General features: G+C 47.5%; 26 protein-coding genes and 1 riboswitch. Of the genes, 18 read left to right on the top strand and 8 right to left on the bottom strand.

Features of this window, described 5'->3' with window-relative positions:
- Nucleotides 1–27 precede the first annotated feature (27 nt).
- On the top strand, nucleotides 28–597 hold the full coding sequence (locus GKZ89_RS09600) for a TetR/AcrR family transcriptional regulator (protein WP_155112187.1): 570 nt from the start codon (nucleotides 28–30) through the stop codon (nucleotides 595–597).
- Nucleotides 598–640: 43 nt separating this feature from the next.
- A complete protein-coding gene (locus GKZ89_RS09595) occupies nucleotides 641–1678 on the top strand; it encodes an NAD-dependent epimerase/dehydratase family protein (protein ID WP_155112186.1) in 1038 nt (345 codons plus the stop codon).
- Between the two features lie 37 nt (nucleotides 1679–1715).
- Here GKZ89_RS09595 and GKZ89_RS09590 read toward each other — a convergent pair whose 3' ends face one another.
- Both GKZ89_RS09590 and GKZ89_RS09585 read right to left on the bottom strand, forming a co-directional pair.
- Complete coding sequence (locus GKZ89_RS09590) at nucleotides 1716–2177, bottom strand: RDD family protein (RefSeq protein ID WP_155112185.1); 462 nt, start codon at nucleotides 2175–2177, stop codon at nucleotides 1716–1718.
- A 48-nt stretch (nucleotides 2178–2225) separates the two neighbouring features.
- Nucleotides 2226–2714, bottom strand: a complete 489-nt coding sequence (locus GKZ89_RS09585; RefSeq protein ID WP_162356660.1) for an RDD family protein — start codon at nucleotides 2712–2714, stop codon at nucleotides 2226–2228.
- A 270-nt stretch (nucleotides 2715–2984) separates the two neighbouring features.
- On the opposite strand from GKZ89_RS09585, the gene GKZ89_RS09580 reads away from it, so the two are divergent.
- From GKZ89_RS09580 to GKZ89_RS09545, 8 genes are all read left to right on the top strand, one after another.
- Nucleotides 2985–5378, top strand: a complete 2394-nt coding sequence (locus GKZ89_RS09580) for a YhgE/Pip family protein (RefSeq protein ID WP_277753217.1) — start codon at nucleotides 2985–2987, stop codon at nucleotides 5376–5378.
- Between the two features lie 207 nt (nucleotides 5379–5585).
- A complete protein-coding gene (locus GKZ89_RS09575) occupies nucleotides 5586–6038 on the top strand; it encodes a LytTR family DNA-binding domain-containing protein (protein WP_155112182.1) in 453 nt (150 codons plus the stop codon).
- The gene (locus tag GKZ89_RS09570) at nucleotides 6035–6439 is read left to right on the top strand and encodes a DUF3021 domain-containing protein (RefSeq protein WP_162356655.1); all 405 of its coding nucleotides are present in this window, start codon (nucleotides 6035–6037) and stop codon (nucleotides 6437–6439) included. The genes GKZ89_RS09575 and GKZ89_RS09570 overlap by 4 nt, the downstream gene beginning before the upstream one ends.
- A gap of 102 nt (nucleotides 6440–6541) precedes the next feature.
- The gene (locus GKZ89_RS09565) at nucleotides 6542–7000 is read left to right on the top strand and encodes an Lrp/AsnC family transcriptional regulator (RefSeq protein ID WP_155112180.1); all 459 of its coding nucleotides are present in this window, start codon (nucleotides 6542–6544) and stop codon (nucleotides 6998–7000) included.
- Nucleotides 7001–7017: 17 nt separating this feature from the next.
- Entirely contained in the window at nucleotides 7018–7602 is a 585-nt protein-coding gene (locus GKZ89_RS09560; RefSeq protein WP_241680195.1) for a LysE family translocator, read from the top strand.
- On the top strand, nucleotides 7589–8176 hold the full coding sequence (locus GKZ89_RS09555; RefSeq protein WP_155112178.1) for a LysE family translocator: 588 nt from the start codon (nucleotides 7589–7591) through the stop codon (nucleotides 8174–8176). The genes GKZ89_RS09560 and GKZ89_RS09555 overlap by 14 nt, the downstream gene beginning before the upstream one ends.
- A 46-nt stretch (nucleotides 8177–8222) precedes the next feature.
- Complete coding sequence (locus tag GKZ89_RS09550; RefSeq protein ID WP_155112177.1) at nucleotides 8223–8960, top strand: polyphosphate kinase 2 family protein; 738 nt, start codon at nucleotides 8223–8225, stop codon at nucleotides 8958–8960.
- 80 nt (nucleotides 8961–9040) lie between these two features.
- Complete coding sequence (locus GKZ89_RS09545; RefSeq protein WP_155112176.1) at nucleotides 9041–10468, top strand: NAD(P)H-binding protein; 1428 nt, start codon at nucleotides 9041–9043, stop codon at nucleotides 10466–10468.
- 36 nt (nucleotides 10469–10504) lie between these two features.
- Here the strand turns inward: GKZ89_RS09545 and GKZ89_RS09540 are convergent, their stop codons facing one another.
- Nucleotides 10505–10996, bottom strand: a complete 492-nt coding sequence (locus tag GKZ89_RS09540; RefSeq protein ID WP_155112175.1) for a QueT transporter family protein — start codon at nucleotides 10994–10996, stop codon at nucleotides 10505–10507.
- Nucleotides 10997–11003: 7 nt separating this feature from the next.
- Nucleotides 11004–11048, bottom strand: a riboswitch (PreQ1 riboswitch).
- 446 nt (nucleotides 11049–11494) lie between these two features.
- Between GKZ89_RS09540 and GKZ89_RS09535 the strand changes: the two genes are divergently transcribed.
- The 3 genes from GKZ89_RS09535 (at nucleotide 11495) to GKZ89_RS09525 (ending at nucleotide 16174) form a co-directional block, all read left to right on the top strand.
- Nucleotides 11495–11725: an excisionase family DNA-binding protein gene (locus GKZ89_RS09535; RefSeq protein ID WP_155112174.1), complete on the top strand. Its 231-nt coding sequence runs from the start codon at nucleotides 11495–11497 to the stop codon at nucleotides 11723–11725.
- 221 nt (nucleotides 11726–11946) lie between these two features.
- On the top strand, nucleotides 11947–14634 hold the full coding sequence (locus tag GKZ89_RS09530; RefSeq protein ID WP_162356651.1) for a dynamin family protein: 2688 nt from the start codon (nucleotides 11947–11949) through the stop codon (nucleotides 14632–14634).
- A gap of 160 nt (nucleotides 14635–14794) precedes the next feature.
- Nucleotides 14795–16174, top strand: coding sequence for a tetratricopeptide repeat protein (locus GKZ89_RS09525; protein ID WP_155112172.1), 1380 nt, complete (start codon nucleotides 14795–14797; stop codon nucleotides 16172–16174).
- A 3-nt stretch (nucleotides 16175–16177) separates the two neighbouring features.
- Here GKZ89_RS09525 and GKZ89_RS09520 read toward each other — a convergent pair whose 3' ends face one another.
- Nucleotides 16178–16975, bottom strand: coding sequence for an SDR family NAD(P)-dependent oxidoreductase (locus GKZ89_RS09520; RefSeq protein ID WP_155112171.1), 798 nt, complete (start codon nucleotides 16973–16975; stop codon nucleotides 16178–16180).
- Nucleotides 16976–17108: 133 nt separating this feature from the next.
- Here GKZ89_RS09520 and GKZ89_RS09515 point away from each other — a divergent pair, with 133 nt between their 5' ends.
- Nucleotides 17109–17732, top strand: coding sequence for an exonuclease domain-containing protein (locus tag GKZ89_RS09515; protein ID WP_241680187.1), 624 nt, complete (start codon nucleotides 17109–17111; stop codon nucleotides 17730–17732).
- 277 nt (nucleotides 17733–18009) lie between these two features.
- Here the strand turns inward: GKZ89_RS09515 and GKZ89_RS09510 are convergent, their stop codons facing one another.
- A complete protein-coding gene (locus GKZ89_RS09510; RefSeq protein WP_155112170.1) occupies nucleotides 18010–18204 on the bottom strand; it encodes a YwbE family protein in 195 nt (64 codons plus the stop codon).
- Complete coding sequence (locus tag GKZ89_RS09505) at nucleotides 18204–18389, bottom strand: hypothetical protein (protein WP_155112169.1); 186 nt, start codon at nucleotides 18387–18389, stop codon at nucleotides 18204–18206. The genes GKZ89_RS09510 and GKZ89_RS09505 overlap by 1 nt, the downstream gene beginning before the upstream one ends.
- Before the next feature lie 115 nt (nucleotides 18390–18504).
- Here GKZ89_RS09505 and GKZ89_RS09500 point away from each other — a divergent pair, with 115 nt between their 5' ends.
- Complete coding sequence (locus tag GKZ89_RS09500) at nucleotides 18505–20850, top strand: putative bifunctional diguanylate cyclase/phosphodiesterase (protein ID WP_162356648.1); 2346 nt, start codon at nucleotides 18505–18507, stop codon at nucleotides 20848–20850.
- A 92-nt stretch (nucleotides 20851–20942) separates the two neighbouring features.
- Here GKZ89_RS09500 and GKZ89_RS09495 read toward each other — a convergent pair whose 3' ends face one another.
- Nucleotides 20943–21788 (bottom strand): STAS domain-containing protein, encoded by an 846-nt coding sequence (locus GKZ89_RS09495; protein ID WP_155112167.1) that lies wholly within the window; start codon nucleotides 21786–21788, stop codon nucleotides 20943–20945.
- Between the two features lie 70 nt (nucleotides 21789–21858).
- Entirely contained in the window at nucleotides 21859–22416 is a 558-nt protein-coding gene (locus GKZ89_RS09490) for a Cif family virulence factor (RefSeq protein WP_155112166.1), read from the bottom strand.
- Between the two features lie 169 nt (nucleotides 22417–22585).
- Here GKZ89_RS09490 and GKZ89_RS09485 point away from each other — a divergent pair, with 169 nt between their 5' ends.
- The 3 genes from GKZ89_RS09485 (at nucleotide 22586) to GKZ89_RS09475 (ending at nucleotide 24616) form a co-directional block, all read left to right on the top strand.
- Entirely contained in the window at nucleotides 22586–23353 is a 768-nt protein-coding gene (locus tag GKZ89_RS09485; protein ID WP_155112165.1) for a threonine/serine exporter family protein, read from the top strand.
- A gap of 12 nt (nucleotides 23354–23365) precedes the next feature.
- Nucleotides 23366–23818: a threonine/serine exporter family protein gene (locus tag GKZ89_RS09480; protein ID WP_155112164.1), complete on the top strand. Its 453-nt coding sequence runs from the start codon at nucleotides 23366–23368 to the stop codon at nucleotides 23816–23818.
- A gap of 105 nt (nucleotides 23819–23923) precedes the next feature.
- Nucleotides 23924–24616, top strand: coding sequence for a DsbA family protein (locus tag GKZ89_RS09475; protein ID WP_155112163.1), 693 nt, complete (start codon nucleotides 23924–23926; stop codon nucleotides 24614–24616).
- Nucleotides 24617–24830: the final 214 nt, after the last annotated feature.

The following is a 24830-nucleotide window of genomic DNA, read 5'->3' as shown; positions in this document are numbered from 1 at the left end:
TTCAACTGAGAGTGAGGCGGTTCATGCTTGGAGGCGTCACATGGCAAAGAGGCATTAATCCTCAAAGCAACGCTGCAGCTGATATCCGAGTACGGATTCCACGGAACATCAATGGCCAAGGTAGCGGGAAGAGCAGGTGTAAGTGCTGGAATCATTTATCATTATTTCAGCAATAAAGAGAGTTTAATTGAAAAATTATATATCCGGGAGAAACACCATTTCATTAATCTGGTTACAGCTGGACTGGATCAATCCCTGACTGTGAGAAACCAGGTGCGCTTTCTCGTGAGAAAGACCATTGAAGTATCTGTGCTGATGAAGGAGGAAATGATGTTTATGGAGCAGTTCCTGCAGTCTCCATACAACCGGCCTGAGATTCAGAGTACTGTAAACGCCATGCAAAAGCCTCTTACTGATGTATTCCTCAGAGCAAAAAAGGAGCAGATCGTGAAGCCTCTTCCAGACGCTGTTATCTATATGCTGACACTGGGCACGGCCACTAAACTGGCACAGCAGCATGCGGAAGGTGCGGTTCACGCGGATGATGAACTAATTGAACAAGTCACAGATGCTTGCTGGGAAGCAATTCGACTATAGACTGAACAAACGTTCAACATATACATGAAACGAGGAAGAAATGATGAATAAAAAGATTGTACTAGTCACGGGAGGAACCGGATATGTGGCTTCCTGGCTCGTGAAAGAGCTTCTGGAAGACGGGCATGAGGTAAGGATAACCGTGCGTGATAAAGGCAGAACGGCCGGTTATGAGCATTTACTGGATGCTGAGAGAAACGCTGAAGGCACCCTTCACGTTTTTGAAGCCAATCTCTTAAGAGAAGGAAGCTTCGATCAGGCTGCAGACGGAAGTGAATACGTATTCCATACGGCTTCTCCCTTTTTCATCAGCGGTTTCCGCGATGCAAAAAAGGATTTAATCAAGCCTGCCCTCGAGGGGACACGGAACGTTCTCTCTTCTGTTAATAAGTCCGAATCGGTAAGAAGAGTGGTGCTGACGAGCAGTGCGGTTGCCATTTTCGGAGACAATGCGGACATGGAAGGAAAGCCGGCTTTTACGGAAAGAGACTGGAACACGACCAGTTCACCGGATCATCAGCCTTACAGCTATTCCAAGACGGCAGCTGAAAAGGAAGCATGGAGAATTGCCGGAGAGCAGGACAGATGGGATCTTGTGACGATTAACCCCACCTTTATCCTCGGGCCCTCGCTTGCAAAAAGAACAGATTCAACAAGTATTTCCACTATATTAGATCTTGTTAAAGGCAAATACAAAACCGGCGTTCCGAAGCTGATAAATGGGATTGTCGATGTCCGTGATGCGGCAAAAGCACATAAGCGCGCGGCTTTTCTGAACACTGCTTCAGGCCGCTATCTCATCAGCAATGAGGAAGCTTCCCTTCTTCAAATGGCCAAGGTAATCGGTGAAGCTGCCCCCGGCCGCTTCCGGCTTCCGAAAATAGAAATTCCGAAGCTCATCATGTGGCTGCTTGCACCCAAGATCGGTTTTACCCGCCGTTATGTATCAAGAAATATAGGGATCACCGCCCATTTTGACAACAGCAAAAGCATCAGGGAGCTGGATATGGACTACCGGAGCCTGCGTACTACACTGAACGATCAGGTTGCACAGATGGAAAAGGATGGACTGATACGGTAAAAAAACCGGAGCTGAATTTTCAGCTCCGGTTTTTTATTCAAAGAGAAGTCTGGCCTGCAGCAGGCTGTGCATACTCCTGTGTGCGGCTTTTGACTACATAGGTTTTGGCGATCATGTCATGCAGGCCGCGCTTTCTGTCTGTAAAGGCAGCCATAATAAATCCGACGGTAAAAATGGCATTGCTGATGACATACCCGATGTATCTGAGGATTGCCTGGCCTGGTGAAACTCGTCCGCCGTTCTCATTGATGATTTTCAGCCCAAGCAGCTTTTTCCCGATGGTGCCCTGCCATTTCGTCATGGGAAGGATCGTGAAGTAGAGAATGACGGCAGGTACAAGGGCAAAAGTGAAAATACTAAACCTCATCGTTGTATTCTCTGCAGGATCACCGCCGATCATCATGATGCTCGGGATGATGAAAATTAAAGAGAGAATGGCATAATCAATCAAAAAAGCTGCGCAGCGAATCCAGAATCCTGCATATTTTCGTGTATTCATTTGTCTTTTCCTCCTGCCGCTTATCTTTTTCCTAACCGGTCATGCTGTTTACGTCAAAGGACGGTTCTCTTGAATGGGAGCCGCCTGCCACTCGCTTTGCCTCTGAATCACATAGGTTTTGGCGATCATATCATGCAGAGCCTGCTTTCGGTCTGTGAAGCCGGCCATAATGTAGCCGATATACATGGTCATGCCCGAAATCATCATGGAAAAGGTTCTTCCGGCAGATCTGCCGATCGTCAGTTTATTTCCGTCTGCATCCACAATTTTCAATCCTATCAGCTTTTTCCCGATCGTGCCCTGCCATACAGTTACCGGCATTAAAATGTAATAAGCCAGGCTAAGTCCGGTAATGAGTATGTACATGATGATCATAAATCCAATGGCCGCTGCATCATTTCCGGTTTCAATCAAAAGAGTGATCGACATGGTAAAAAGAAATACGAAAATACCCATACCAAAAGACAAAATAAAAGAGTCAATCAGATAAGCTGCGAACCTTATCCAAAACCCCGCATACTGCTGCTGGTTTACCATACGCTGTACGCACTCCTTTCCCATTAAAGGTTATTTTTTGAAATTCCTTGTTTCTTTTACCCTTACTAAAAATAGGATAAACGACCTTTTTATGGTTTTTTATTTTATTGCATAACAGATAAATATTTTTAAGGCTATTATAAAACAGGCAGGAATAATCACTGAATATTCAGTATATAAAAGAGTAACAGTGAATGAGTCTTTATTCACTTTTATAAATAGATATTTAGATGGACAAAGGGGAATGCGAATGGGAACCTGGCAGCCATTTTGCTTGTGCCGCTGGTCTATTCAGCTGTACTTTTGTCTTCAAGGTCAGGTCCCTACGATCATATGGACAAGCTGCCCGTAGCGGTTGTCAATAAAGATAAAGGGGCGGTATCAGGTGACGATCAGATCCGGGCAGGCGACGATCTTATTGCAGATTTGAAAAATAACAAAAGCCTTGGCTGGAAATTTGTTGATGCCAGGGAAGCGGAGCGCGGACTCGCCAGTCACAACTATTATATGGTGATTGAAATTCCGGAGGATTTTTCAGAGAAGGCTGCAACAGTACTTGAGGAAAACCCGGAGGTCCCGGAGCTCCGCTATATTCAAAACGAGGGACTGAGCTTTACGGCCGCTCAAATGACAAAAGGGGCAGCTGAAAAAATCAAGGAACAGCTCGGAGATGCGATTACGAAAAACTACACGTCAAAGCTTTTTGCCCAACTCGGGGATGTAGCAGATGGATTCCAGACTGGAGCTGACGGATCAGGGCAGGTTCTGGCAGGCACCGGAAAGCTTCATGACGGAACAGGCAAGATGCTCACTTCCCTAACGGGTAAATCAGCGGATATTACGAAACTGGCAGAAGGGTCAAAAAAGCTAGAAGCGGGTTCAAAGGAAATGCTATATTCGCTGAAAGCAAAGCAGGGAGACATTTCGGCCCTGGCTGATGGATCAAAGCAAATCAATGAGGGCACAGGCACTCTGCTGCAGTCCCTTTCAGAGAAGTCGGATGACATCGGTCAGCTGGCCGCCGGATCCAAACAGGTGAAGGAAGGGACAGGTCTTCTCTATCAATCTCTCGTAAATGGTACAGAGAACATCAATAAGCTCTCAGCAGGAGCGGGCGACGCAGCGACCGGGGCTGGGAATCTCGATAAAGGAGCAGCTCAGGTGCTTGAAGGCCTGAAGCAAACGGAGACTGGGGCCGGTGAACTATCCAAAGGCTTGACTGCCCTCTCAGCCGGAAGCACTGCAGCTGCCGAAGGAATGAGTGAGCTGGATGCCGGTGCCGCTCAAGTTGCAGCGGGTTCCATGGGGCTTGCTAAGGGAATGGAGGCATTCCTTGACAAAAACCCGCAGCTGAAAACGGACCGTGAATTTCTCACTCTTCTGGAAACGAGCAAAGTGGTGGCTGGAGGGAATGAACAGCTCTCCGAAAATACACAGCTTCTAAAAACGGGCACAGCCCAGGCTGCGGCGGGAACGGAAACCGCTTCAAAGGGAGCAGCTGCTCTGGCAGCGGGGATTACGAAGCTGAAAGAAGGCCAGTCACAGGTGAGTGGAGGGGCATCCAAGCTGTCGGCAGGAACAAAAGCCATAGCTGAAGGCAATCAGAAGCTGTCTCTTTCATGGGAGGAGCTGACTTCATCTGTTGCAAAACTGAATGCCGGTGCTTCACAGGTAAGTGACGGCAACCAGACTGTCAATGCCGGATGGAAGGAAATGAAAGCAGGAGTGACCGAGCTGTACGGAGGAACTCAACAAATTTCGAGCGGGAACAGTGATGTGAATACCGGATGGAAAACGCTGACGAGCGGCGCCGGAGAGATTCACACTGGACTCATTCAAGTAAGCGAAGGCAACAATTCGGTCAAAACCGGATGGACAGAACTGACAGATGGCGTTACGCAGCTGGATGACGGTGCTCTTAAACTGCAGGAAGGAAGCAGTGAGCTTGCAGCAGGCCTCGCGAGCGGTGCGGAGCAGACAGGCAGCATTCAATCAGAAGATGATAACATCTCTATGTTCTCTTCACCGGTTAAGCTGTCGGCGGATAAAATAAACGAATATGATTTTTACCGGGATTCCACAGCACCTTATATCCTGTCGCTCGCTTTATTTACCGGAGTTTTGCTGTTATCTTTTATTATTAAATTCAGAAAAACGCCGGAAGAATCCAAGCTGAGATGGTACTTCAGCCGGTTAGGCCAATTGGCCGGATTTGCGGTCATTCAGGCATTGATTGTCACGATTTTTACACTGACTGTTCTGCAGCTCAGTGTTGAAAGCGCTTTCTTATTTATGGTTTTTGCAGTATTTTCAAGCCTTGTCTTCGCACTGATTGTATTTGCCCTTGCAGCCATAGCGGGCAATTTTGGCCGCTTCCTGGCCTTCATCCTGATTGTGGCGCAAATCACAACGACAGGAGCCAGCCTTCCGGTCATCCTGCTCCCTGAAGGCGTTCAGATGATCAGCGCCTTGCTCCCGTTTACGTACACCATTGCTGGTTTCAAAGCAGCAATCACGCTTGGAGACCAAGGGCTGTTATCCGATAGTGCCGCTGTATTATCAGCAATTGGAGGTGTTTTTGCATTGCTGTCAATCCTTTCCGTTTTCCGTCCGGAGATGAAAAATTCCCGGGACACGGAATTTCAAGGTACACCAATCGAGTGAACTAAGCGAAAAAGGGAAGCGCTCCAGGCGTTTTCCTTTTTTGTTGGAGGGAGAAGAGGCAATCCACTTTACGTTTCGGCAGCCGCTTCCTTTCAGCCTCAAAAAACAGCCGCTTATCCCCGGAACATACCATATTATGCTACTTTAGAAACAGATCCTATTTTTTTCGTACATAATGACAGCAAGAAAAGAAACGGCGGTGATGCGATGAAGATTACCATTGAAATGGATGAATCAATTGAAGAGACCGTGGTGACCATTAAGGCTAAAGAGTGGACCCCTGAGCTCGAGGAACTTGTCAAAAGAATGAAGGCCCGGACACCCGGCAGGCTGATGGGAGTGAAAGATGACCAATCCATTCTTCTGGATCCGTCCCAGGTCGATTATGTGTATTCCGAGAAAAAGAGGATTCTGGCTGCGGATGGGGACAGGAGAGTAGAACTTAAAATGAAGCTCTATGAAGTAGAGGCTTTGCTTGAACCGAGACAATTTACGCGTTTTTCAAAATCAGTTATTGGAAACCTGAACCAAATCGAGAAATTTGAACTGTCATTCAATGGCAACCTCTGTGTGTATTTTTACAGCGGCAACAAGGAATACGTATCAAGGAGCTTTGCAGCATCTGTGAAAGAAAAATTGATAGGAGGGTTCGGAAATTGACAGTTGAACTAGTTAAAAGAAGTCTGATCGGCCTTGGGATTTCCGCATTGATCACTTTTGGAGCGCTGACGGTGCTCTTGCAGCTTGCGCTTTCTGCCCCGATTCAGGTACTGTGGGAAAATATGCTTGGCAGCATGATCATCGGTGTCTACTTTGGCGTATCCTCGCTGATTTTTGAAGTGGAGAAATGGAGTCCTTTAAAGCAGCTGACGGTTCACTTTCTTTTGTCTGTATCTGTTTATTTTTCGGTAGCATTCCTTACAGGGTGGGTGCCGCTCTCATTTACAGCAACAGCCATTTCCGCGTCCTGCTTTATCATCATCTATTTTATCATCTGGTTTAGTATAAGAAATTATATGAAAAAAATGGAGTCTGAAATGAATTCTACTTTAAAAAAATAATGGGAAAAGCAGTTCTGCTTAAGCAGGATTGCTTTTTTTATTGATTAAATTAGATTATCAAGGTAATATGATAAAATACTTTAGAAAAGAAGGTTTTTAACAATGGATTCTTACGATTTAAAGATACTTGAGGCGATTATGAATCGTTCCAGGATAAAGTGGGCGGATCTCGCTTCCCTAATTGGCCTTTCTGCTCCTGCTGCGGCAGAAAGGGTCAGCCGTCTGCAGGAACAGGGGGTCATTAAAGAGTTCAGCACCGTCATAGATCCAGAAGCAGTGGGCTGCGGACTGATGGCATTTGTTGCAGTGTCCCTTGCCAGACCGGAACACAGGGCCCCCTTTCTGAAACTCGTGCAGCAGCTGGATGAAGTGCAGGAATGCCACCATATCGCTGGTGAAGATGATTATTTGCTGAAAATCCGCTGCCGCAGCACGAAGGATCTCGACAGAATTATCAGCCATGAATTGAAGAGTCTGGATGGTATCGTGCGAACGAAAACAACAATCGTAATGGATTCTGTAAAAGAAACAACCAGGCTGCCATTACGGTCGGAGCCATGATTCTATTTTTGAAAGGAATGCTAACAGGCCTCGCCATTGCGGCACCCGTGGGGCCAATAGGGGTGCTGTGCATCCAGAGAACACTGCTATACGGGAGAAAGGCTGGTTTTCTCACTGGACTCGGAGCGGCTTCTGCGGATGCCGTATACGGTACAGCTGCTGCGCTGGGGCTTTCCGTTATCTCTGCCTATATGCTCACTTATGGATTCTGGCTGCAGGTGGCCGGGGCTTTGTTTTTGACTTATATCGGCTGCCGGAGCCTGTTCCTGCACTCCTCAGCTGCCAGTGCCGGACCGGTGCCTCCCCGGGGCGGATACGGTTCAGGATTTTTGCTGACGATGGCAAACCCGCTTACCATTCTTTCCTTTACTGCTCTGCTTGGAGCTTTTGGAAGTGCTGGAAACGGGCTTTCTTCCTTCCTGCTGGTGGCCGGTGTATTTGCTGGTTCTGCTATTTGGTGGGCGATTCTCTCAAGCGCTGCCGGATGGTTCAGGAATCGGCTTGCAGAGAGGCATTCTCCTCTGATCAGCCGCATTTCAGGTGCAATTTTGGCTGGAACAGGCATTCTTCTTTTGGCAGGTGCGGTTTATGATTTTACTTAAAGCCATGATTCTTGGTTTTTCTGTTTCGGCTCCAGTCGGTCCGATTGGAATTCTCTGTATACAGAGGACGCTTGCAAGAGGCAGGGCTGCCGGCTGGTTTACCGGACTTGGAGCGGTTACGGCCAACCTGATCTATGCGGGGGCAGCGGCTTACGGCTTCAGCGCAGCTGCTGGCTTTCTCTTGCAGTATGAGTTATACCTGAAGCTGTTCGGCACCGGATTTCTGCTATACCTAGGGGTGAAAACATACAGGAAGAAACCAGCTGCCGAGGCGGCAAAGCTTCAGGGAGACACACTGGTCCGCATGTATACATCTACGTTTCTGCTCATGATCAGCAATCCATCCACCATTCTTAATTTCGCTGCCATGTTCAGCGGGCTTGGATTCGGCGGGGGGCCGGAAACGGCAACTGTCCTCGTTATAGGCGTTTTCACCGGGGCTTTACTTTGGTGGACCCTTTTATCCTTCGGGGTGCATGCACTAAGAAGAAGAGTGAATCCGCTGCTGCCCTTTATCAATAAGGCAGCCGGAATCCTGATCTGCGTGCTGGGTGCCTTGAGTTTCTTTTCATAAAGGAAGGGAAAAGAACGGTTATATCGTTTATGCGGAGGGGTTATGCATGCTTGAGCAAATCGATCTCACTCAGTCAATAGCAGATAAAGAGTATAAAGAGGAATTAAAGGCACTGCAGCTGAAACTGCTCGGACTGCAGAGGGCATTTACGGAAAACAAAATCGGCTGTGTCTTCCTTTTTGAGGGCTGGGATGCTGCCGGAAAAGGCGGGGCTATAAAAAGGATAACGGAGGGGCTTGATCCGCGGGGGTTCAATGTTCTGCCCGTATCCGCCCCGACAGCAGAAGAGAAGGACCGCCATTACCTGCACCGTTTCTGGATTCACATGCCGAAAAAAAGCGGCATCGCCATCTTTGACCGCTCGTGGTACGGACGTGTTTTAGTCGAGCGTGTAGAGGGCTTCGCGAATGAAGATGAGTGGAGCAGAGCTTACGGGCAAATCACCGCTTTTGAAAAATTGCTTGCAGATGAAGACTTTATTGTTCAGAAATTCTGGTTCCATATCTCCAAAGAAGAGCAGCTGAAGCGCTTCAGAGAACGGGAGAAGAACCCGCTTAAAAAGTGGAAAATCACCGATGAGGACTGGCGGAACAGGGAGAAGTGGGAAGACTATCTGCCTGCTGTTGAAGACATGCTTGAAAAAACGAGCACAACTGAAGCGCCATGGCACGTTATTGAGGGGGAGGACAAAAAGTTCGCCCGGATCAAAACGCTGCGGATCGTGACTCAGGCAATGGAAATGAAGGCCGTTCAAAAGGGGATCCGTCTGGAAGCATATGTATGAATGTGCCCGGTTCCGTTTTGATTTCTCCTGGATAAGGAATCAAAAGAATAATGCATTCACTTAAGAACGGAGTGGAGTCAATGGAAAAGCGTGAAAAGATTGCGCTCACAGGAGCGAGCGGCTATATTGGAAACAACCTGCTCCAGAAACTGACAGGCTATTCGGACGTCATCGCCCTTTCAAGGAATGGAGATGAGCGGGAAAACAGCGATCATGTGGAATGGCGTTCCTGCGATCTGTATTCCCTCAGTTCGGCTGAGAAAGGACTGGAAGGAGCCGATTATGCAGTATACCTCGTTCATTCCATGATGCCGTCTGCAAAGCTGACTCAGGCAAAATTTGAGGACATGGACCTGATTCTTGCGGACAATTTTGCCAGAGCGGCCAAGAAAAACGGAGTAAAACAGATCATTTACATGAGCGGGATCATCCCGGATGATACAGATGAACTTTCCCGCCATTTGAAAAGCCGGCTTGAAGTGGAAAAGGTACTGGGGGCCTACGGAACACCTGTCACGACGATCAGAGCCGGCCTGATTGTCGGCCCGAAAGGCTCGTCCTTTCCGATATTAACGAAGCTTGTAAAGCGGCTTCCGGCCATGTTCCTTCCAAAATGGACAAGAACGAAAACCCATCCGATTGCGCTGAAGGATGTCATCCAATCCCTGAAGAACAGCATTGGAAACAAGCGGCTTTCCGGCAAATCCATTGATGTGGGCGGACCTGAAGTGATGACGTACAAAGAGATGATGCAGCAGACAGCAGAGGTGATGGGCAGAAGCACGAGAACCTTCGACGTCCCGTTCATGACGGTAACGCTCTCCAGGCTCTGGGTCAGTCTCATTACGCAATCACCGAAATCCATGGCCTATCCGCTGATCGAGAGCCTGAAGCATCCGATGATCGCCAAAAACATGGACGATGAGGTCAGTTATGGGCAGACTCCTTTCAAAGAAGCAGCCCGCGAAGCGCTGGATCAGGAGAAAAAGGAGAACGAGAAAAAGAAAACATCAAAAAGTTCCTCCGGTGTATCCGATGTCCGTTCCGTGCAGCGCATCCTGCTGCCGGAAGGAAAGGATGCAGGCTGGGCCGGGAACTACTATATGAAATGGCTGTCAGGCCTTGCAAAGCCGCTGCTGAAAGTCGAATCAGATGAAGAAAAAGTCACCCGGTTTTCCATATGGGGATGCAAAACACCCATCATGGAGCTGACTTGCGCATCTGCAAGGAGCACCACAACACGGGCTGTGTATGATATCACAGGCGGAACATTTGTGAAGAAAACGGAAGAAGGCAGGGGCCGCATCGAATTCAGGCAAATCCCAGGCTCGCAGGAATGCATCATTGCCATTCATGAATACGAACCATCACTGCCCTGGCTGCTGTACCGCCTCACTCAGGCGAACGTTCACATCTTTGTGATGTATTTGTTCAAGAAGCATCTGCTCAGCCTGATGAAGCGGGAATTTCAACAGACCGGTCCTGTAAGGACAATTGCGAACATCTAAAAAAGCTGCTTCCCGTAATTGGGGGAAGCAGCTTTTTTACACGAGGTCTTTAAATTTAAGCCGTTTATTCAAAGCATAAATGACCGGCATTCCAATGGCCATAATGATAAATTCACCTGCTGCAATAGTAGCCCACATATACCAGAACGTCTCAGGAATATCCATCGCCAGTTTAATTTCAAAGGCAATGATGCACATCGTAAAGGTGAAAATCAACGTGTTGAAAATCATCCGGCCCCAGATGTTTTTAATCACCATCCCTGCCAGAACAGTTAATGACAGAGCAATCAGCGACTGCCCGGTGCCGAAAATAAGATCATACGCCTTCATCGGTGAAAACAGCAGATTGGATATAAACACACCAAGCACAATCCCAATCATGTATTTTTTATTGAAAACGACCAGATGGTTCAGTATCTCGGACACTCTGAACTGGATGAACGAAAATCCGACCGGTGCCACCAATGCGGTCACAGCAATATAAAGAGCAGCCAAAATTCCGTTGACTGTTAACGTTTTTATCCCCATTTTCTCAATCTCCTTAGTTTTTTATCGTGGGAGGATCCCGAACCACGTCCGAAAGATTTTATTATAGTACGGGGGGAGGGGTTTGTAAATAGATGGGACCTGCAGATGGGGGATGTGTCCGAGCGGGGGTGGGGCGAAATTTGCGGAAAGATGTCGGTAAATCGTTATTCGACAACGAAGATAACCAATTCGACATTATAATGAGCATAATCGACATGATAATGTCCCTATTCGGCAAAATAATGAACGTATTCGACAATCGCCGGCACTCCGTATAGGATGCAGCCGTTACGTGTGGAATCCCCTGCAGCCGGTTAGGCGGGATCACTGGAGTTGACCCGTAATCTCAATTTTACCCCGCCGTCCTGATCCGGGACCGCTTCGGACGAACACAGCTTCCCGCCATCCAGGTTCCACGCCCGGCGATAGTCACTTCCCGCCTGCCCTTCAATCACTGCTGAAATCCTGTATAATACAAGCAACAGGGAGGAATTTCGTATGTATTTGACGATTGAAGAGACGGCGGAGTATTTGTCGCTTCCGGAGAGTTATATTGAGACGCTGATACAGCAGAACCGTATCCGCTATTTGTTTGACGGGAAGGCGTATTTGATTAATAAGGAGCAGTTCAACGGCCATCTTGATCAGCTTGAGAAGGCGAAGAAGCAGCTGGAAGAGTGGAGAAATGAGCCGCTTCCGGAAGATCCGGATGTGAAGGATGAGGACTGAAGAGGGCCGGGGCGTTCCCGGCTTTTGCCATAGCCGTGCAATGGTGCATAAGAATGTTCTGGAAAATCGAACCTCAAATTTTACAACTATGTTTTATCTGTATTGAATTTGAAATGCTTGATAAAATCAGTGCTAAAATATGAATTTAGAACTCTATGAGGTGTAGCGGGACCATAGACGGGGAATTTGATACTTATAAACTCTACTTATGGAGGAAGGCTATGACAATTGAAACGCGGTTAAGCAAAAAAACCTATTATGAGCAGCTGGCTCCTGAGGGAAAAGAGAATCCGGTGCAGACGCTTGGTGCGATGCTGTTTGAAGAGCATCTGAAGGAAGACGGAGATGCGACGGATGTGCGCTTTGCCCAGGGGGAAGTGTATTTTCATTATAAGGATTATGAAGCAGCTATTTTTAAATGGGAGAACATCACCGGCTATTTTGAGCAATGGGCGGTAAAGAACAGAGCGGATGCCTACATGGAGCTTGGCATGCTGTCTGCAGCGCTTGATTTGTACAAGAGCATTGAAACAGACAGTACGGTCCTTCAGGTGGAGACGGCGCTGCAGCTGTTTTCTTTATATCTGCAGCAGGAAAAGCAAGAGGCGGCTGTTTCTTCCATAAAAAAAGCGGTGCGTCTGGATCCCGATTATCAGAATATCGCCCTCATTGCCCGGGCGTTTTTTGAAGAACATGAGGACTGGGATAATGCGGTGGAGCTTGCTGTCAATGAAACCATCCGCACGGAATCGCTTGACTGGGCGGATGTGATGATCTCATACATAAAAAGAGGGCTTACGGATCGTTTTGAGCCTTCGTATTTTACGGATGCGCTCATTACGCTGAACCGCATCAGCGCGGAGCATTTTGAGGAGCTTGTTCTTTCACTCTGGGATTCTTATGAAGGGAAGCCGGGTTACATGCCCTGGCTGCTCCATTTTAACGAAGTCTATCAGACACTGGACGGAGAGACTTCTCATTCATGGCGCAGACTTTCCAAGCGGTATGAGGAGACCTATCTGCATTTGATTTCAGGCAGGTACTCCGTAAAGGAACTGGAAAGAGTGCTGCCGGCCTTTCTTGTAAACTGGCTTAAGGTTTCCGATTCCAATCATGCTGTGCTTTCTTCCGCAGCGGTGCTTGCCTGGAACGATCTTTTCCCGGGTTCGATCTCAGAGGAGACGGTCTATCAGGCCGGCAATCTCGTAAGCTGGAAACAGCCGGATTCTGCGGCGGGAATGGAAGAGAGCATCAAGCTGTTTGATGCCGTAGAAAAATGGAGCCTTGAAAATGAAGTGGAAACCGATGCTCAGACGAATTGGATGGTGGAGGAACTGCTCGATCTCAGCACCCGCCATTTGCTTGTAGCCGGTTCTGCAAGCTCAGGCAAGTCCTCCTTTATTAATTCTGTGTTGGATGAGCCCGTCCTGGGTGAAGAAAGTTCAACCGTAGTCATCGTCCGGGATGCGGACGAGACTGAAATCCGGGAAGTAACGGTGGGTGAGGACAGCCGCCAGTCAGCTGGCCGGTTTATCGAATACAGCCTGCCCTCTGCTTTCCTGAGAGAAAATCAGCTGATGATGATTGATTCTCCGGGATTTAACAGCCGGCTTGGAGGCCGAAACGAAGTTCACAATTACATCAATCTGGCAGACAGCCTTTTATTTGTGCTTTCAGCGAATGCGCCGTTCACTCCTCAAGAGGCGGAATTTCTTGTGCGAATCCGCGAGCAGAACCCTGGAATGCCGGTTCACTTCCTGTTGAATAAAATCGACACCATTTATGGAGAAGAAGAAGTTCGCCGGGTTTATGAAGACACTGAGGAACGCATTCACTCCGTATTTCCGGAGGCGAAGATTTTCGCTTATTCTTCCCACTATAAGAGCAGTCAGCAGGTGAGCCGTTTCCGTGAATTCCTTCAAATGGCCGTTCAGGCTCCAGGGATGGGCAGCCGGGTGGAAAAACTGCTCTATGTTATCCGGAATACGATTACGGATTTATTTGATAAACGGATGCAGCATGAGCGTTCTCTTGAAAAATCCATTACCTGGAATGAGGATATGGTTTCAAAGCTGAACGGTGCCCTTCATCAGCTCGAAGACTTGGAAAAGGAAAAAGCAGAGGACATCAGCCGCTATCTGCATACTGTGAAAGAAGAAATCAGGACAGACATGAAGGTGAAGATTCCCGAGCTGATCCGCAGCTGTGCAAAACTGGTCCGTGAAGACAGTGATTTCGGCAAAATTCATCTGCAGCTCAATGAAGAGATGAACAACCGCATTCAGCTGTATATGGAGGATACCATTTTGCCGATGTACAGGGATTCCCTGCATGAATGGATTGCTTCCTCACATGAGGACTTGAAGAACAGCCAGGCCTTCCTGAATGAAATGGCAAATGGCTTCAACAAGCTTTTCGGAACAGAGCGGATTGAACTGGAATGTGACTTCCGCGTTGTGGATGACTGGCGCCGGGATGTGCACAGGATGACAAGCGGAGTACAGGTGGAAAAGCACAATATCCTTCTGCGCCATACACCTTCCCAGCTGCTGCTGAAAAGTGCCGGCAAGCTGATCAATGCCATTGCACAAAGCAAATCCGTGATGGTAAACCGCTATACGCAATATATTGAAAACGAGGATTATACAGAGCTTACCGAGTCCATCATTGCCAAATTCCTGCTTCCGTTTGATGTTTTTGAAAGCGGGATTGTCCGTGATGTGAATTTATTCTTTGATCACCCGAATGATGTACTGAAAAGAACGGTCAATGAAACCCATGCAGAAATTTCAGCAAAGCAGTCCAAGCTGCTTGAAATGAAAAACAGCCTGCCGCAGTTCAGAGAGTCTCTTACGATGTTTGAATTGCGTCTGCGCCAATATGAATGGATGCTTCTCGGCAGCAGGTAACCGAAACAGGGCAGAATGGATTCTGCCCTGTTTTACCTTGTTCTGAACAGGAATACGTAAGAAATGTCCGGCAGTTCTTTTAAAGGGATTGCCGGTTTTTTTCTGCGGACCATCCAAACAATGTTACAATAGAAGCAAAGAACCATATGGAGGGATTTCAATGAGCGGACATATTGAATATGCTTCAGTGGCCCAAAATGGTGAGAAGCCTTTACAGCTTCGCCTGAAAAGACTGGCTTTTTACAACCGGATGAGAATCGCGGAAGCAGATCATCCCGAAAAAGGCACCTTCTATCTGTTCTTTTATCAAAATCAATTTTTAACCGCCAAGCAGGGTGCTCCGAAAAAAGGCTCGAGCTTAAGCAGGGCATTTAGAAAAGGAGCGGTTCTTGAAGCTCCGCACCCGCTGATTGACGCGCATTTCTCCAATCCCCAAACGTATCAGCTGAAGACGGTGACACAGCTGTTCAAGTCACTTGCCAAGCAGATGACTCCCCAGGAAACCGTATATATTCTTTCCCATTTTGATTCCTATGTTCAAAAGGAAAAACTGACTGAAATCGCAAAAACGTTCTTTTTTCAATACCGCCGCAGCGGACAGTTCCGTCTTGCTCACCAATTGCTGATGACGCTTTTATCATTCGATTCCAAAAATCTATGGGCTCACGAATTATCCCAGCACATGAATTTTCTGAAATACCGATTGATCTATGAAGCAGGCTACAAGGAAATGAAAGCAGCCGATCCTCTTTACGCCGAGATGCTGTGCAGGAAGCAGAAAAAAACAGAGCCCGCATTTAAAAGACTGCAGGTTCTGTATGCAGAGCAGGGGCGCTGGATGGATGCCGCCGCTCTTTACATTCACTATTTTAAGCAGGAGGAGGAACCTTCAACTGCTTACTATGACCAATTTGCCGCCCTCCTGGCAGAACGTTTCAATGCAAGGGAGCGGGCCATCATTCTTTGGGACTCCTGCCGCGGGCTTGTAAAAGACAGCAAAGCGGGCCGGGATCTGATGGATGCGCTGCTGACCGATGGACGAAGGGAAGATGCAGTGGCTGTCCTGATCGCTTCAGAAGGAAGGGATTTGGAACAGCTTCACACTCTATTGACAGCTCCGGACCTTGATTATGAAAAAGTAGACACGGAGCAGCTGCAGCGTTTTCTTTCAGAGCTTGAAGACAGAAAGGCATGTACACGCCTCCTCCGCGGCATTGTGCCGGAGCTGCTCAAAGCCCGCAGTTTTCATGACGTATTGGAATGGCTGCAGCCAATTTCCTCGCCGGTAACGGAAAATTTCAGAAAGATGGAGACCTATCAGGACGATCCTGAGCAGCAGCTGGAGCTTGGCCGCCTGTATCATGAGGTGAAGCAATATCAAAAAGCCATCGACTGCTTCAGCTGGGAGATGGAATTGCGCCCTGACAGCCCCGAACCGGTGCAATGGCTTTCGAAAACCTATAAGGAAATGGGGATGCCTCAGGAAGCGAAAGCGTATATGTCCGTTCTGCATACGATGCAGAAAGCTTCCAGCAGCTGAAGGCTACATGACGCTGCCGCCGGATATTTTAATGGATTCGCCCACAATGTTGCCGGCTGCACCGGTTAACAGGAATAAAATGGTCTGTGCGACTTCTTCAGGCGTGCTGATCCGTCCGGAAGGAATCAATGCTTCCGCCTGCTTCAGCTGCTCTTCATAGCTTTTTCCGTACCTTTCACCTTTACGGGCAATGCTGTCCCTGCCCATTTTCGTATCTACATAGCCCGGGCATACGGCATTCACACGGATACCATGCCCGATGGCCTCTGCTGCAAAGGACTGGGTAAAGCCGATCAAGGCAAATTTTGAGCCGGCATAGGCACTGTTTGCAGCAGTCCCGCGCAGTCCGGATAATGAAGACACATTTACAACCGAGCCGCTGCCGCTTTTCTGCATACGGCGGTATACATCCTGAGTGAGCAGGACGGCAGAAGTGAAATTCAGCTCCATGATGCTTCTGAGCAGATCTTCTTCCAGTTCCTCAAGCGGGGCACCGCCGGCAATGCCTGCTGCGTTCACCAGTCCGGTTACCGGACCGTTTTCCTCCTCCGCAGCTTCAATAAGAGCTTTCCGGTCATCCGGGCTTGCGAGATCGGCACTGAAGAGAAAGACATTTGATTGAGGGCTCAATTCTTCACATTCACCCTTTAGGGAAGCAAGGGTATCCTCGTTTCTTCCGGTAATGGTAATATGGGCACCGGCAGCTGCACATGCTTTAGCTGTTTCATAGCCGATACCGCCTGTAGCACCGGTAATCAGGATATGCTGATCTTTTAGCGCTTCATGTGAAAAAATGCTCATCGTTCGTCCTCCTCCGTTTCTAATAATTACCGTATTCCCTTTCAGCAATCGCAGAAAACACACGGAAGCTGCAGGTATGCAATCAGAAACGGGTAAAGTGAATACATACAAATAAGAAGAAAGAGGGATCCTTTTGGCTGGAAAGAATGAAATCCTGACCGGGATGCTGCTCGACGTTGAAACGACAGGGCTGTCCCCGAAACAGGATGAAATGATTGAAATCGGATTACTGCTGTTCAGCTATAATCCTTACGCAGACGAATTTATTGAGGTAGAGGAGACTCATTCCTACTTAAGAGAACCGCAGTCCTCTACTGCTCTCGCAAACTACAAAAATGCCTATAGAGTGCACGGAATCCCTTTTGAAGACGTACAGGGCCAGGCATTTCAGGATGAGCGGGTTCAGGAAGCCTTCTCCAGATGCGATTTTGTCATTGCACATAATGCTTCTTTTGACAGAAGCTTTATTTGTACGATGTATCCCGAGGCTGCCCAATTGAAGTGGCACTGCTCGGTTCGGCATATTCCATGGAAAGAATACGGCTTCTACAGCTCCAAACTGCTTTATTTAATTGAAAAACACGGCCTCGGAAACGCCCAGACCCACCGGGCACTTGATGATGTCCGGCAGCTGTATGCCCTCCTTCAATGCAAAAATGAAGAAGGGGACTCTTATCTGAGAACGGCACTGTCGCGGAGACCGATGAGCCCATATGGAGAAAGCCGGACACGCTCCAGGCGTTTTGGATCCAGATAAGGAAGATAGTGTGATGTAAAGACCGCTTAAATATAGAACGAAAAAAATAACGGCTCCTTGTCCGGTCAAGCTCCGGACGGACAGGAGACCGTTTTTTTTTTCTTGAACGATGCTTCATAAGGCTTCCGGATGGAGAAACTGAATCATAGCATTAGGCTGGTCCGCACCACATCCGGCCATCGTTTTCAAGCTAAGTCCCTTTTCCTTCCTTGCCCTTTTCAACAGCAAATAAAAGACCCGGAATGCTTTTCGCTTTCCGGGTCTTCTATATTATTGGTTATCCCAGAATTTCCTTCACGCGGCCTACTTGTCCATCTTCCAGCCGTACCTTGATGCCGTGCGGATGATTGGGCGATTTCGTCAGGATATCCTTCACGATGCCTTCTGTCAGCGTGCCTGTCCGCTGGTCCGCCTTCAGCACGATGTTGACGCGGTTACCAGGCTGGATGCTGCTTCTTGTGCGGCCGTCCATTAAACACCCGTCCGGCGGCGCTGGTTATTAGGCTTCTTCGTCATCTGGCTGGTCATTTTTTTCGTCGATTTCACCAGGTTGTTCTCAGCTGTGCCTCCGGATTGCTCCGCTTTCTTTGCATTCAGCTTATTTTTCATTGCTTCCTGCAGGGTCATTTTTGCTTTTGGTTTTTCTTCATGCGTCATACTAAATCCTCCTTTATTTTGTCATTCCTGTAAAAACACTTTAACTTCGCTCTATAACACCCGATAACTAATAGAGGTACGTTTACTCGCTATTATTTAAAAAAGGGTGATGAATGTGGATCCAAGCACTGTTAGCGGACTATCGGACATATTGAATCCCTGGATTTACGGGATCTGTGCTTTAATAAGCATTCTCACTGTCTTCTGCATACTGGGTTTTACACTGAAGTTAAAGAAAGCACCGAATACACGCATTCGCGATAAAATACTGGTTTCAGCCGGAGTCGGCCTGCTGTTCTGGGTAACGCAACTTCTATTTTACACCTCTTTGCGATTTTCTGTCAGTCCTGATTGGAAAAATGCGATCTTCCTGCCGGTATTTATTATTCTCTGCTATATTCTTTTCCATTTGATCAGCGCAGGAAAAGTAGGAAGAGGGAAGTCAAAGAAATATGCAGAAGTCTGCATTTACATGACAGCCGCTCTTCTTGCCGCAGATTATACAGGTTTTTACCCGTTGTACGCAGACAGCATGGATTTCAATATTCAGCTTGCCATCCTGACAGCCGCTATTATTGCGGGCACCGTATTTTCCGGAGCCCAGCTGCTGTTTCTTGTTTTGGAAGAGGAGGCTGAAAGAACCGCGCTGTATTGGAGCACGGCAGGAAGTATATTAATAGGGATGGGTCTGTCTGTTTTGCCATACATGATTATCTTTTCTGTGCTTGCCATTGAAGATCAGCATCATCCCTTCGTGCTTCTGCCATATACGATTGGGCTGATTGCCATGACGGCGCTGGAGTTTATTCCATCCTATTATGCCTACAGCAAGCTGAACGTTCAGAAAGAAGAGTATGCTTCCCTCTATCAGAACAATCTGGATGCCGTGTTTACTCTTGATGCGGCCGGTATCATTAAAGGATGCAACCGCGCGGCGGTCCTGATGACCGGATATGCTGAAAATGAGCTCCTGGGGAAGTCCTATTCTTTACTGGGAACTGGCGGGGAGCTCGGAGAATTTTATAAAGAAAAAGCGGTTTCCGGAGAAGCCTTTTCTGCGGAAGTGGATGTAGCAAAAAAAGATGGAACAGTTTTCAAGGTGATCGCTTCCATCATCTCCATCACTGCTCAAGGAAGAGACAAAGGTCTGTATGCGATCCTGAAGGATATGACGGAAATCAGAGAAGCTGAAGAAACCATTCAGTATATGGCTTACTTCGATGAGCTGACGGAACTGCCGAACCAGAAAAAATTCCGTATGATGATCAAAGAACTGACTGTTCCCTATACGCTTGTTTCCATCTGTATCTCGAACCTTTCAAGCATTACAGAGCTGTATGGCGAGAAGGCCGGGGAAGAGGTAATCAAATCGGCTGCCGGCATGCTCGCAAAAAACCTGCCGCCTGGTTCACTGCTCGCTTATACAGATACGAGTGTTTTCTCTTTGGCAATAACCGGCAAGCGACCTGAAGAGCTGAATAAAAGCCGCTTTTTTGAGCTGGAGAAGCCGGTCTTTTTCAAAGATACAATCATTAATATGACCGTCGCTGCAGGAGCTGCCGTCTATCCGTATGACAGTCCGAGCCACGATGATGTGTACAAATACGCAGGAATGGCGCTCACTGTCGCACTTGAAAAAAGTACGGAGAAGCATCAGGTGTTTTCAAGCAAGCTGAATGAAGACTATCATCGCCAGCTGTACATGGAAAATGAATTGAGAAAAGCTATTCAAGCAGGAGAACTGAATGTGCATTACCAGCCTAAATTCAACCTGGAAAGCGGGATGTTTAATAGTGCCGAGGCGCTGGTCAGATGGAGTCACCCGGAGCTTGGCCATGTCTCACCGGGGATCTTCATCCCGATAGCAGAGAAGACAGGTCTGATCCGCAGCCTGGAGAAATTTGTTCTCAGCACCGCATTCCTTCAAATGAAGGAATGGCAGAAGGCGGGTTATCCGTTCAAACGGGTGGCTGTCAATTTCTCGCACTATCATTTTTACGATGACGGAATTGTAGACACAGTAAAGGAAGTTCTCGATGCGACCGGCCTTGATCCGAATTGTGCAGAAATAGAAATTACCGAGAGCTCCATGATTGAAAACAAGGCAGATACGATTTCAAAGCTTCATGACTTGAAAGATCTCGGAATAAAAATATCACTGGATGACTTCGGCACCGGATACAGCTCTCTAAGCTACCTGCAGGAGCTGCCGATCGATGTGCTGAAAATCGACCGCTCTTTTATTAATAAAATCAATACAAGCAGTCAGAGCAACGCCATACTCTCGAGCATTATCAGCATGGCAAGAGATCTGGAGCTTGAAATTGTCGCAGAAGGAGTCGAGACGAAGGAGCAGCTGGAGTTCTTGGGCAGTCTTAAGTGCCCTTCCATTCAGGGATTCTATTTCAGTCCGCCTCTTCCGGCCGCGGAGCTTGGCGACTTTATCTCCCAATACCATTAAAAAAAGGCTGCCGGTTCCGGCAGCCTTAAGCTGTATAAAATCGCGGATTCTAAGTTCATCAGACTGTCCGCTTATTCAGCCCGAATGGATTTTTAACGGCTGACCGTCATTTTGCTTAGTGCTTTTTGAAGAGAGCTTTCCGTACGGATGCCGGAAAAGTCAACACCGAGCTGAATGGCGGTCTGGGCAACCTCAGGGCGGATTCCGCTGATGACGGTTTCCACTCCGATCAGCTTTAGGGATTCAACCAGCTGGAAAATCTCCTTCGCCACCATCGTATCGACAGTGATGACTCCTGACAGGTCCAAAACGAGTACATTAATCCGGAGGTCAATGCTTCTCTGCAGGCTGGATTCCAGGATGGATTTGGCCCGTGCTGTATCGATATCACCGATGATCGGCAGGAGACCGATCTCGTCTGTCAACTGAATCACAGGAGAACTCAGTTCATTGATCAGTGAGGATTGGGCTTCAAGCCGTGCAACAATAATTTTCATGAATTCACTTGCAAAAGACTCGATCACATAATCGAGAGCTGTGTTCAGCTTCTTTTCCCAGTACAGGATATCCTTCAGAGTTAAATTCAGATCTGTCTGTTCAGTAAAGCGCTCGATAAAGATCCAGAACGTCCGCCGGAATACACCGAAGTTCCTTGTTACTTCTGCAATGGATGTACGGGACTGTGCACGGTCGGCAGCCGTCTTTTTTGTCCAGGCACCGATTGAACCGGTCATTTCTTCGTACGTTTGGTCAAGCGATTTTGCAACAAGCTTTACATAATTCATATTCTGCTCTTTAATTTTGTTCACAACGTGCTCTGGAGCATCAATGGAGTAGTCAGATCCAGGTTTAACGGTCTGATGTTTGTACCATTCTTCCGTAAATTCCGGGGCATTTTCCACAAGGTAGGTATATAGTGCTCTCGCTTTTGTCTCCATTTAAAATCTCCTTGTAAGTCTGCTAATCTTTCAGGCGAATTGGTTTGATGTACAAATTATAACAGAAAAATTAAGAGTCCAATAGATTCGGAAGGTTTATAGTAGCAGACATTTTCCAACCGTCCGGATCCTTTTTGAAAATAACAATTGCTTCATATTCAGCTGACAGCGCCTGTCTCGAAGAAGAAATATGGAGCCGCGCGTAAACAGCCGCAGATTTTAAATCCTCCCCGGTTTTGTAAATTCTTGCATCTTTTACTTGCATGGTGCGGTCCAGGTCCGTAAAAACGCGGGCCATATGAACTCTTTCGGTTTCATAGTGAAAGCCTTGGGCTGTTTTGGACAAAGTATTCATATATGAGTTTAAATCCTTTGTATTATAGGCGGCTAAGTGCTCGTTCAGCACCGCCATAATCTCTTTCTCATCGTCCTGCGGAAACTGCAGGCTTCCGGATCCGTTTACCGGAGCCGGCTCAATCACAGTCTTCACATCTTCCTGGATGAGAACTGGAACTTTAGGCTTGAGAACAGTAGCCGGCGGGGCTGGTTTGATCAACTCAGCGGATTGGGCGCTGCAGCCTGATAAAAAAGCGGCAAACAGTGCTGCTGATTGGATGCTGCGTCTCATCATTCGTATCCTTTCAAAGGTGTCTGTCATTTAAGATTTTCCAGAATTACCTTTTTCTTCGCTGTAGGTCTAAATTCCTGCTTGAACTGGAAAAAATCTAAAAATTGTTCCTTTGGTTATTTTCCGCTACACTATAGGTGCTTCACATTGAACATGCAGGGAGAATGCTATGGATAAACAATTGACCTTTACATATGAAATTATGGATGTCTGCCTTCTCGCCGGCAAGATCATGCTGCAAAGCGGAGCGGAGACGTACCGGGTTGAGGATACGATGACGAGGATGGCTTCTGCGTTTGGATTCAGTCATTCCCACAGCTACGTAACACCGACCGGGATCATTTTTTCGGTAGAAGGAAAAGAGCCGACAAAGACGAAGCTGATCCGCATCGCAGAGCGGACGACGGACCTTGAGAAGGTGGCACTCGTTAATGGAATTTCACGGAAGATCAGCAGCCGCGAACTGACAGCAGATGAAGCGTATGAAAGCTTAAAGGAAGTCGAGCAGGCGAAGCATACGTATCCCTTCTGGCTGCAGGCACTGGCTGCTGCGGTTTCAAGCGGGTGCTTTCTGATCATGTTCCTCGGAAAATGGGTGGATTTCCTGCCGGCAGTGATAGCGGGAGGAACAGGGTTTATCAGCCTGATTTATTTCCACAGGCTCGTTCCGATTAAATTCTTTTCGGAATTTATCGCTTCTTTTATCATCGGTCTGATTGCCTTTATTTTTGTAAAAACCGGCACTGGACTTGAAGTGGATAAAATCATTATCGGTTCTGTCATGCCGCTCGTCCCGGGTCTTCTTATCACCAATGCAGTGAGGGATCTAATGGCAGGACATCTTGTGTCCGGTCTTTCGAAAGGGGCGGAAGCTTTTTTAACAGCCTTCGCCATCGGTTCCGGTATAGCTCTTGTGTTTTCACTTTTTGCCGTCTAAGGGGGATTTGGTTTGATTCAGCAGCTTATCACAAGCTTTATCGCATCCGCAGCATTCGGGATGATCTTTAATGCACCCCGCAAATCCCTTATTAAATGCGGCTTTGTCGGAATGCTCGGGTGGATCATCTATTTTATCATGGTAGAAAATCATCTGGATGCAGTATTCTCCACTGTGGCTGCTTCGTTCGTTATCGCTGTCACAGGCCAGATCTTCTCCAAAATCTATAAAACACCGGTTATCATCTTCAGTGTCGCCGGAGTCATTCCGCTTGTACCGGGCGGGATGGCGTATGATGCGATGAGGAACTTCGTAGAGAACGATTACAACACCGCACTGACACTCGCCGCAAAAGCGTTTATGGTATCCGGCTCCATCGCGATCGGCCTCGTCTTTTCAGAAGTGATCAATCAGGCGATCCGTCAGACCCAGCTTAACAGGCTGAACAAGGAACAGCGCAGGTAATGTTCATAAAGCCGTCATTTAATCTGAAGCTGCATAGCCGATTATCCTGTATTGTAAAATAAGGAGAGCTTGCAGGCTCGAAAAGTACAAATAGGAAGTGAGTATATGAAGAAGGACCAGAATACCTTTTCCCAGAAGCCGTTCGTTTTTGGACTGCTGTTTGCCATCCTGCTCGCCATGCTGATTGGCGGCCTTTATTATGGATACAATCAATCTTCAATGAGCAAGCCCGGCATGATCACATACGAGGACCAGCCTTATCTGGGGGATAAAGATGCCCCGGTAAAGATTGTTGAATTTGGAGATTATAAATGCCCTGCGTGCAAAAGGTTTAACGAAACGCTTTTCAAGCAGATCGATAAGGAACTGATTCAGACAGGAAAGGTGCAATTCTACTTTTTCCACCATCCGTTTATTAACGTCGACTCCTACCGTTCGGCTGATTTTGCAGAAAGTGTCTACTTGAACCTTGGAAATGAGCGGTTCTGGGAGTTCCATGAAAAGCTGTATGCTGCACAGCCCGACAATCCGGAGGCTGAAACTAAAGATATATTTAAAAAAGATTATCTGATTAACCTGCTAAGCACAATGGCTACGGAAGAAGAAGTGAAGCAGGTAGTCGCTTCCTACGACAATAAGGAAGGCAAGCTTGAAGCAAATGAAGACGATGCCCTGTCACAAAAGCTGGGTGTGACCTCTACTCCGACCTTGTTCGTAAATGAAAAGATGTTTCTCGGACGAAATTGGGAGGACTTAAAGACCAGAGTGGATCAGGCAGCAAAAGAAACGGATCAATAAAAAATGTGCAGACACCTACATGGGTGTCTGCATTTTTTTTGTGGAAACAAGCGCTGCTGCTGTGTGCAGGTTTGAAAAACTGGAAGATAGGAGGTTTCGAAGAAGAATGAGCAGCTGCAGGGTGCCCTGCCGTATTTTTCACCGTTTCCGAATCAAAATAATTAAATAATTTCCTGCATAAGGATATGATAGAAGAAACAAACCATACATAGAG

The organism is Metabacillus mangrovi (genome assembly GCF_009711125.1).
In the GTDB taxonomy this organism is placed as follows: Bacteria; Bacillota; Bacilli; order Bacillales; family Bacillaceae; genus Metabacillus_B; species Metabacillus_B mangrovi.
Note: the sequence above shows the minus strand (reverse complement) of the source record. Positions and strands in the feature narration are given on the sequence as shown.

Bases quoted from the DNA above. Each gene is read 5' to 3' on its own strand.
- GKZ89_RS09595 (WP_155112186.1), top strand. From the start codon at position 641: ATGAATAAAAAGATTGTACTAGTCACGGGAGGAACCGGATATGTGGCT.
- GKZ89_RS09590 (WP_155112185.1), bottom strand. From the start codon at position 2,177: ATGAATACACGAAAATATGCAGGATTCTGGATTCGCTGCGCAGCTTTT.
- GKZ89_RS09585 (WP_162356660.1), bottom strand. From the start codon at position 2,714: ATGGTAAACCAGCAGCAGTATGCGGGGTTTTGGATAAGGTTCGCAGCT.
- GKZ89_RS09575 (WP_155112182.1), top strand. From the start codon at position 5,586: ATGAAGATTACCATTGAAATGGATGAATCAATTGAAGAGACCGTGGTG.
- GKZ89_RS09565 (WP_155112180.1), top strand. From the start codon at position 6,542: ATGGATTCTTACGATTTAAAGATACTTGAGGCGATTATGAATCGTTCC.
- GKZ89_RS09560 (WP_241680195.1), top strand. From the start codon at position 7,018: ATGCTAACAGGCCTCGCCATTGCGGCACCCGTGGGGCCAATAGGGGTG.
- GKZ89_RS09555 (WP_155112178.1), top strand. From the start codon at position 7,589: ATGATTTTACTTAAAGCCATGATTCTTGGTTTTTCTGTTTCGGCTCCA.
- GKZ89_RS09550 (WP_155112177.1), top strand. From the start codon at position 8,223: ATGCTTGAGCAAATCGATCTCACTCAGTCAATAGCAGATAAAGAGTAT.
- GKZ89_RS09545 (WP_155112176.1), top strand. From the start codon at position 9,041: ATGGAAAAGCGTGAAAAGATTGCGCTCACAGGAGCGAGCGGCTATATT.
- GKZ89_RS09540 (WP_155112175.1), bottom strand. From the start codon at position 10,996: ATGGGGATAAAAACGTTAACAGTCAACGGAATTTTGGCTGCTCTTTAT.
- GKZ89_RS09535 (WP_155112174.1), top strand. From the start codon at position 11,495: ATGTATTTGACGATTGAAGAGACGGCGGAGTATTTGTCGCTTCCGGAG.
- GKZ89_RS09530 (WP_162356651.1), top strand. From the start codon at position 11,947: ATGACAATTGAAACGCGGTTAAGCAAAAAAACCTATTATGAGCAGCTG.
- GKZ89_RS09525 (WP_155112172.1), top strand. From the start codon at position 14,795: ATGAGCGGACATATTGAATATGCTTCAGTGGCCCAAAATGGTGAGAAG.
- GKZ89_RS09520 (WP_155112171.1), bottom strand. From the start codon at position 16,975: ATGAGCATTTTTTCACATGAAGCGCTAAAAGATCAGCATATCCTGATT.
- GKZ89_RS09510 (WP_155112170.1), bottom strand. From the start codon at position 18,204: ATGGACGGCCGCACAAGAAGCAGCATCCAGCCTGGTAACCGCGTCAAC.
- GKZ89_RS09505 (WP_155112169.1), bottom strand. From the start codon at position 18,389: ATGACGCATGAAGAAAAACCAAAAGCAAAAATGACCCTGCAGGAAGCA.
- GKZ89_RS09495 (WP_155112167.1), bottom strand. From the start codon at position 21,788: ATGGAGACAAAAGCGAGAGCACTATATACCTACCTTGTGGAAAATGCC.
- GKZ89_RS09490 (WP_155112166.1), bottom strand. From the start codon at position 22,416: ATGAGACGCAGCATCCAATCAGCAGCACTGTTTGCCGCTTTTTTATCA.
- GKZ89_RS09485 (WP_155112165.1), top strand. From the start codon at position 22,586: ATGGATAAACAATTGACCTTTACATATGAAATTATGGATGTCTGCCTT.
- GKZ89_RS09475 (WP_155112163.1), top strand. From the start codon at position 23,924: ATGAAGAAGGACCAGAATACCTTTTCCCAGAAGCCGTTCGTTTTTGGA.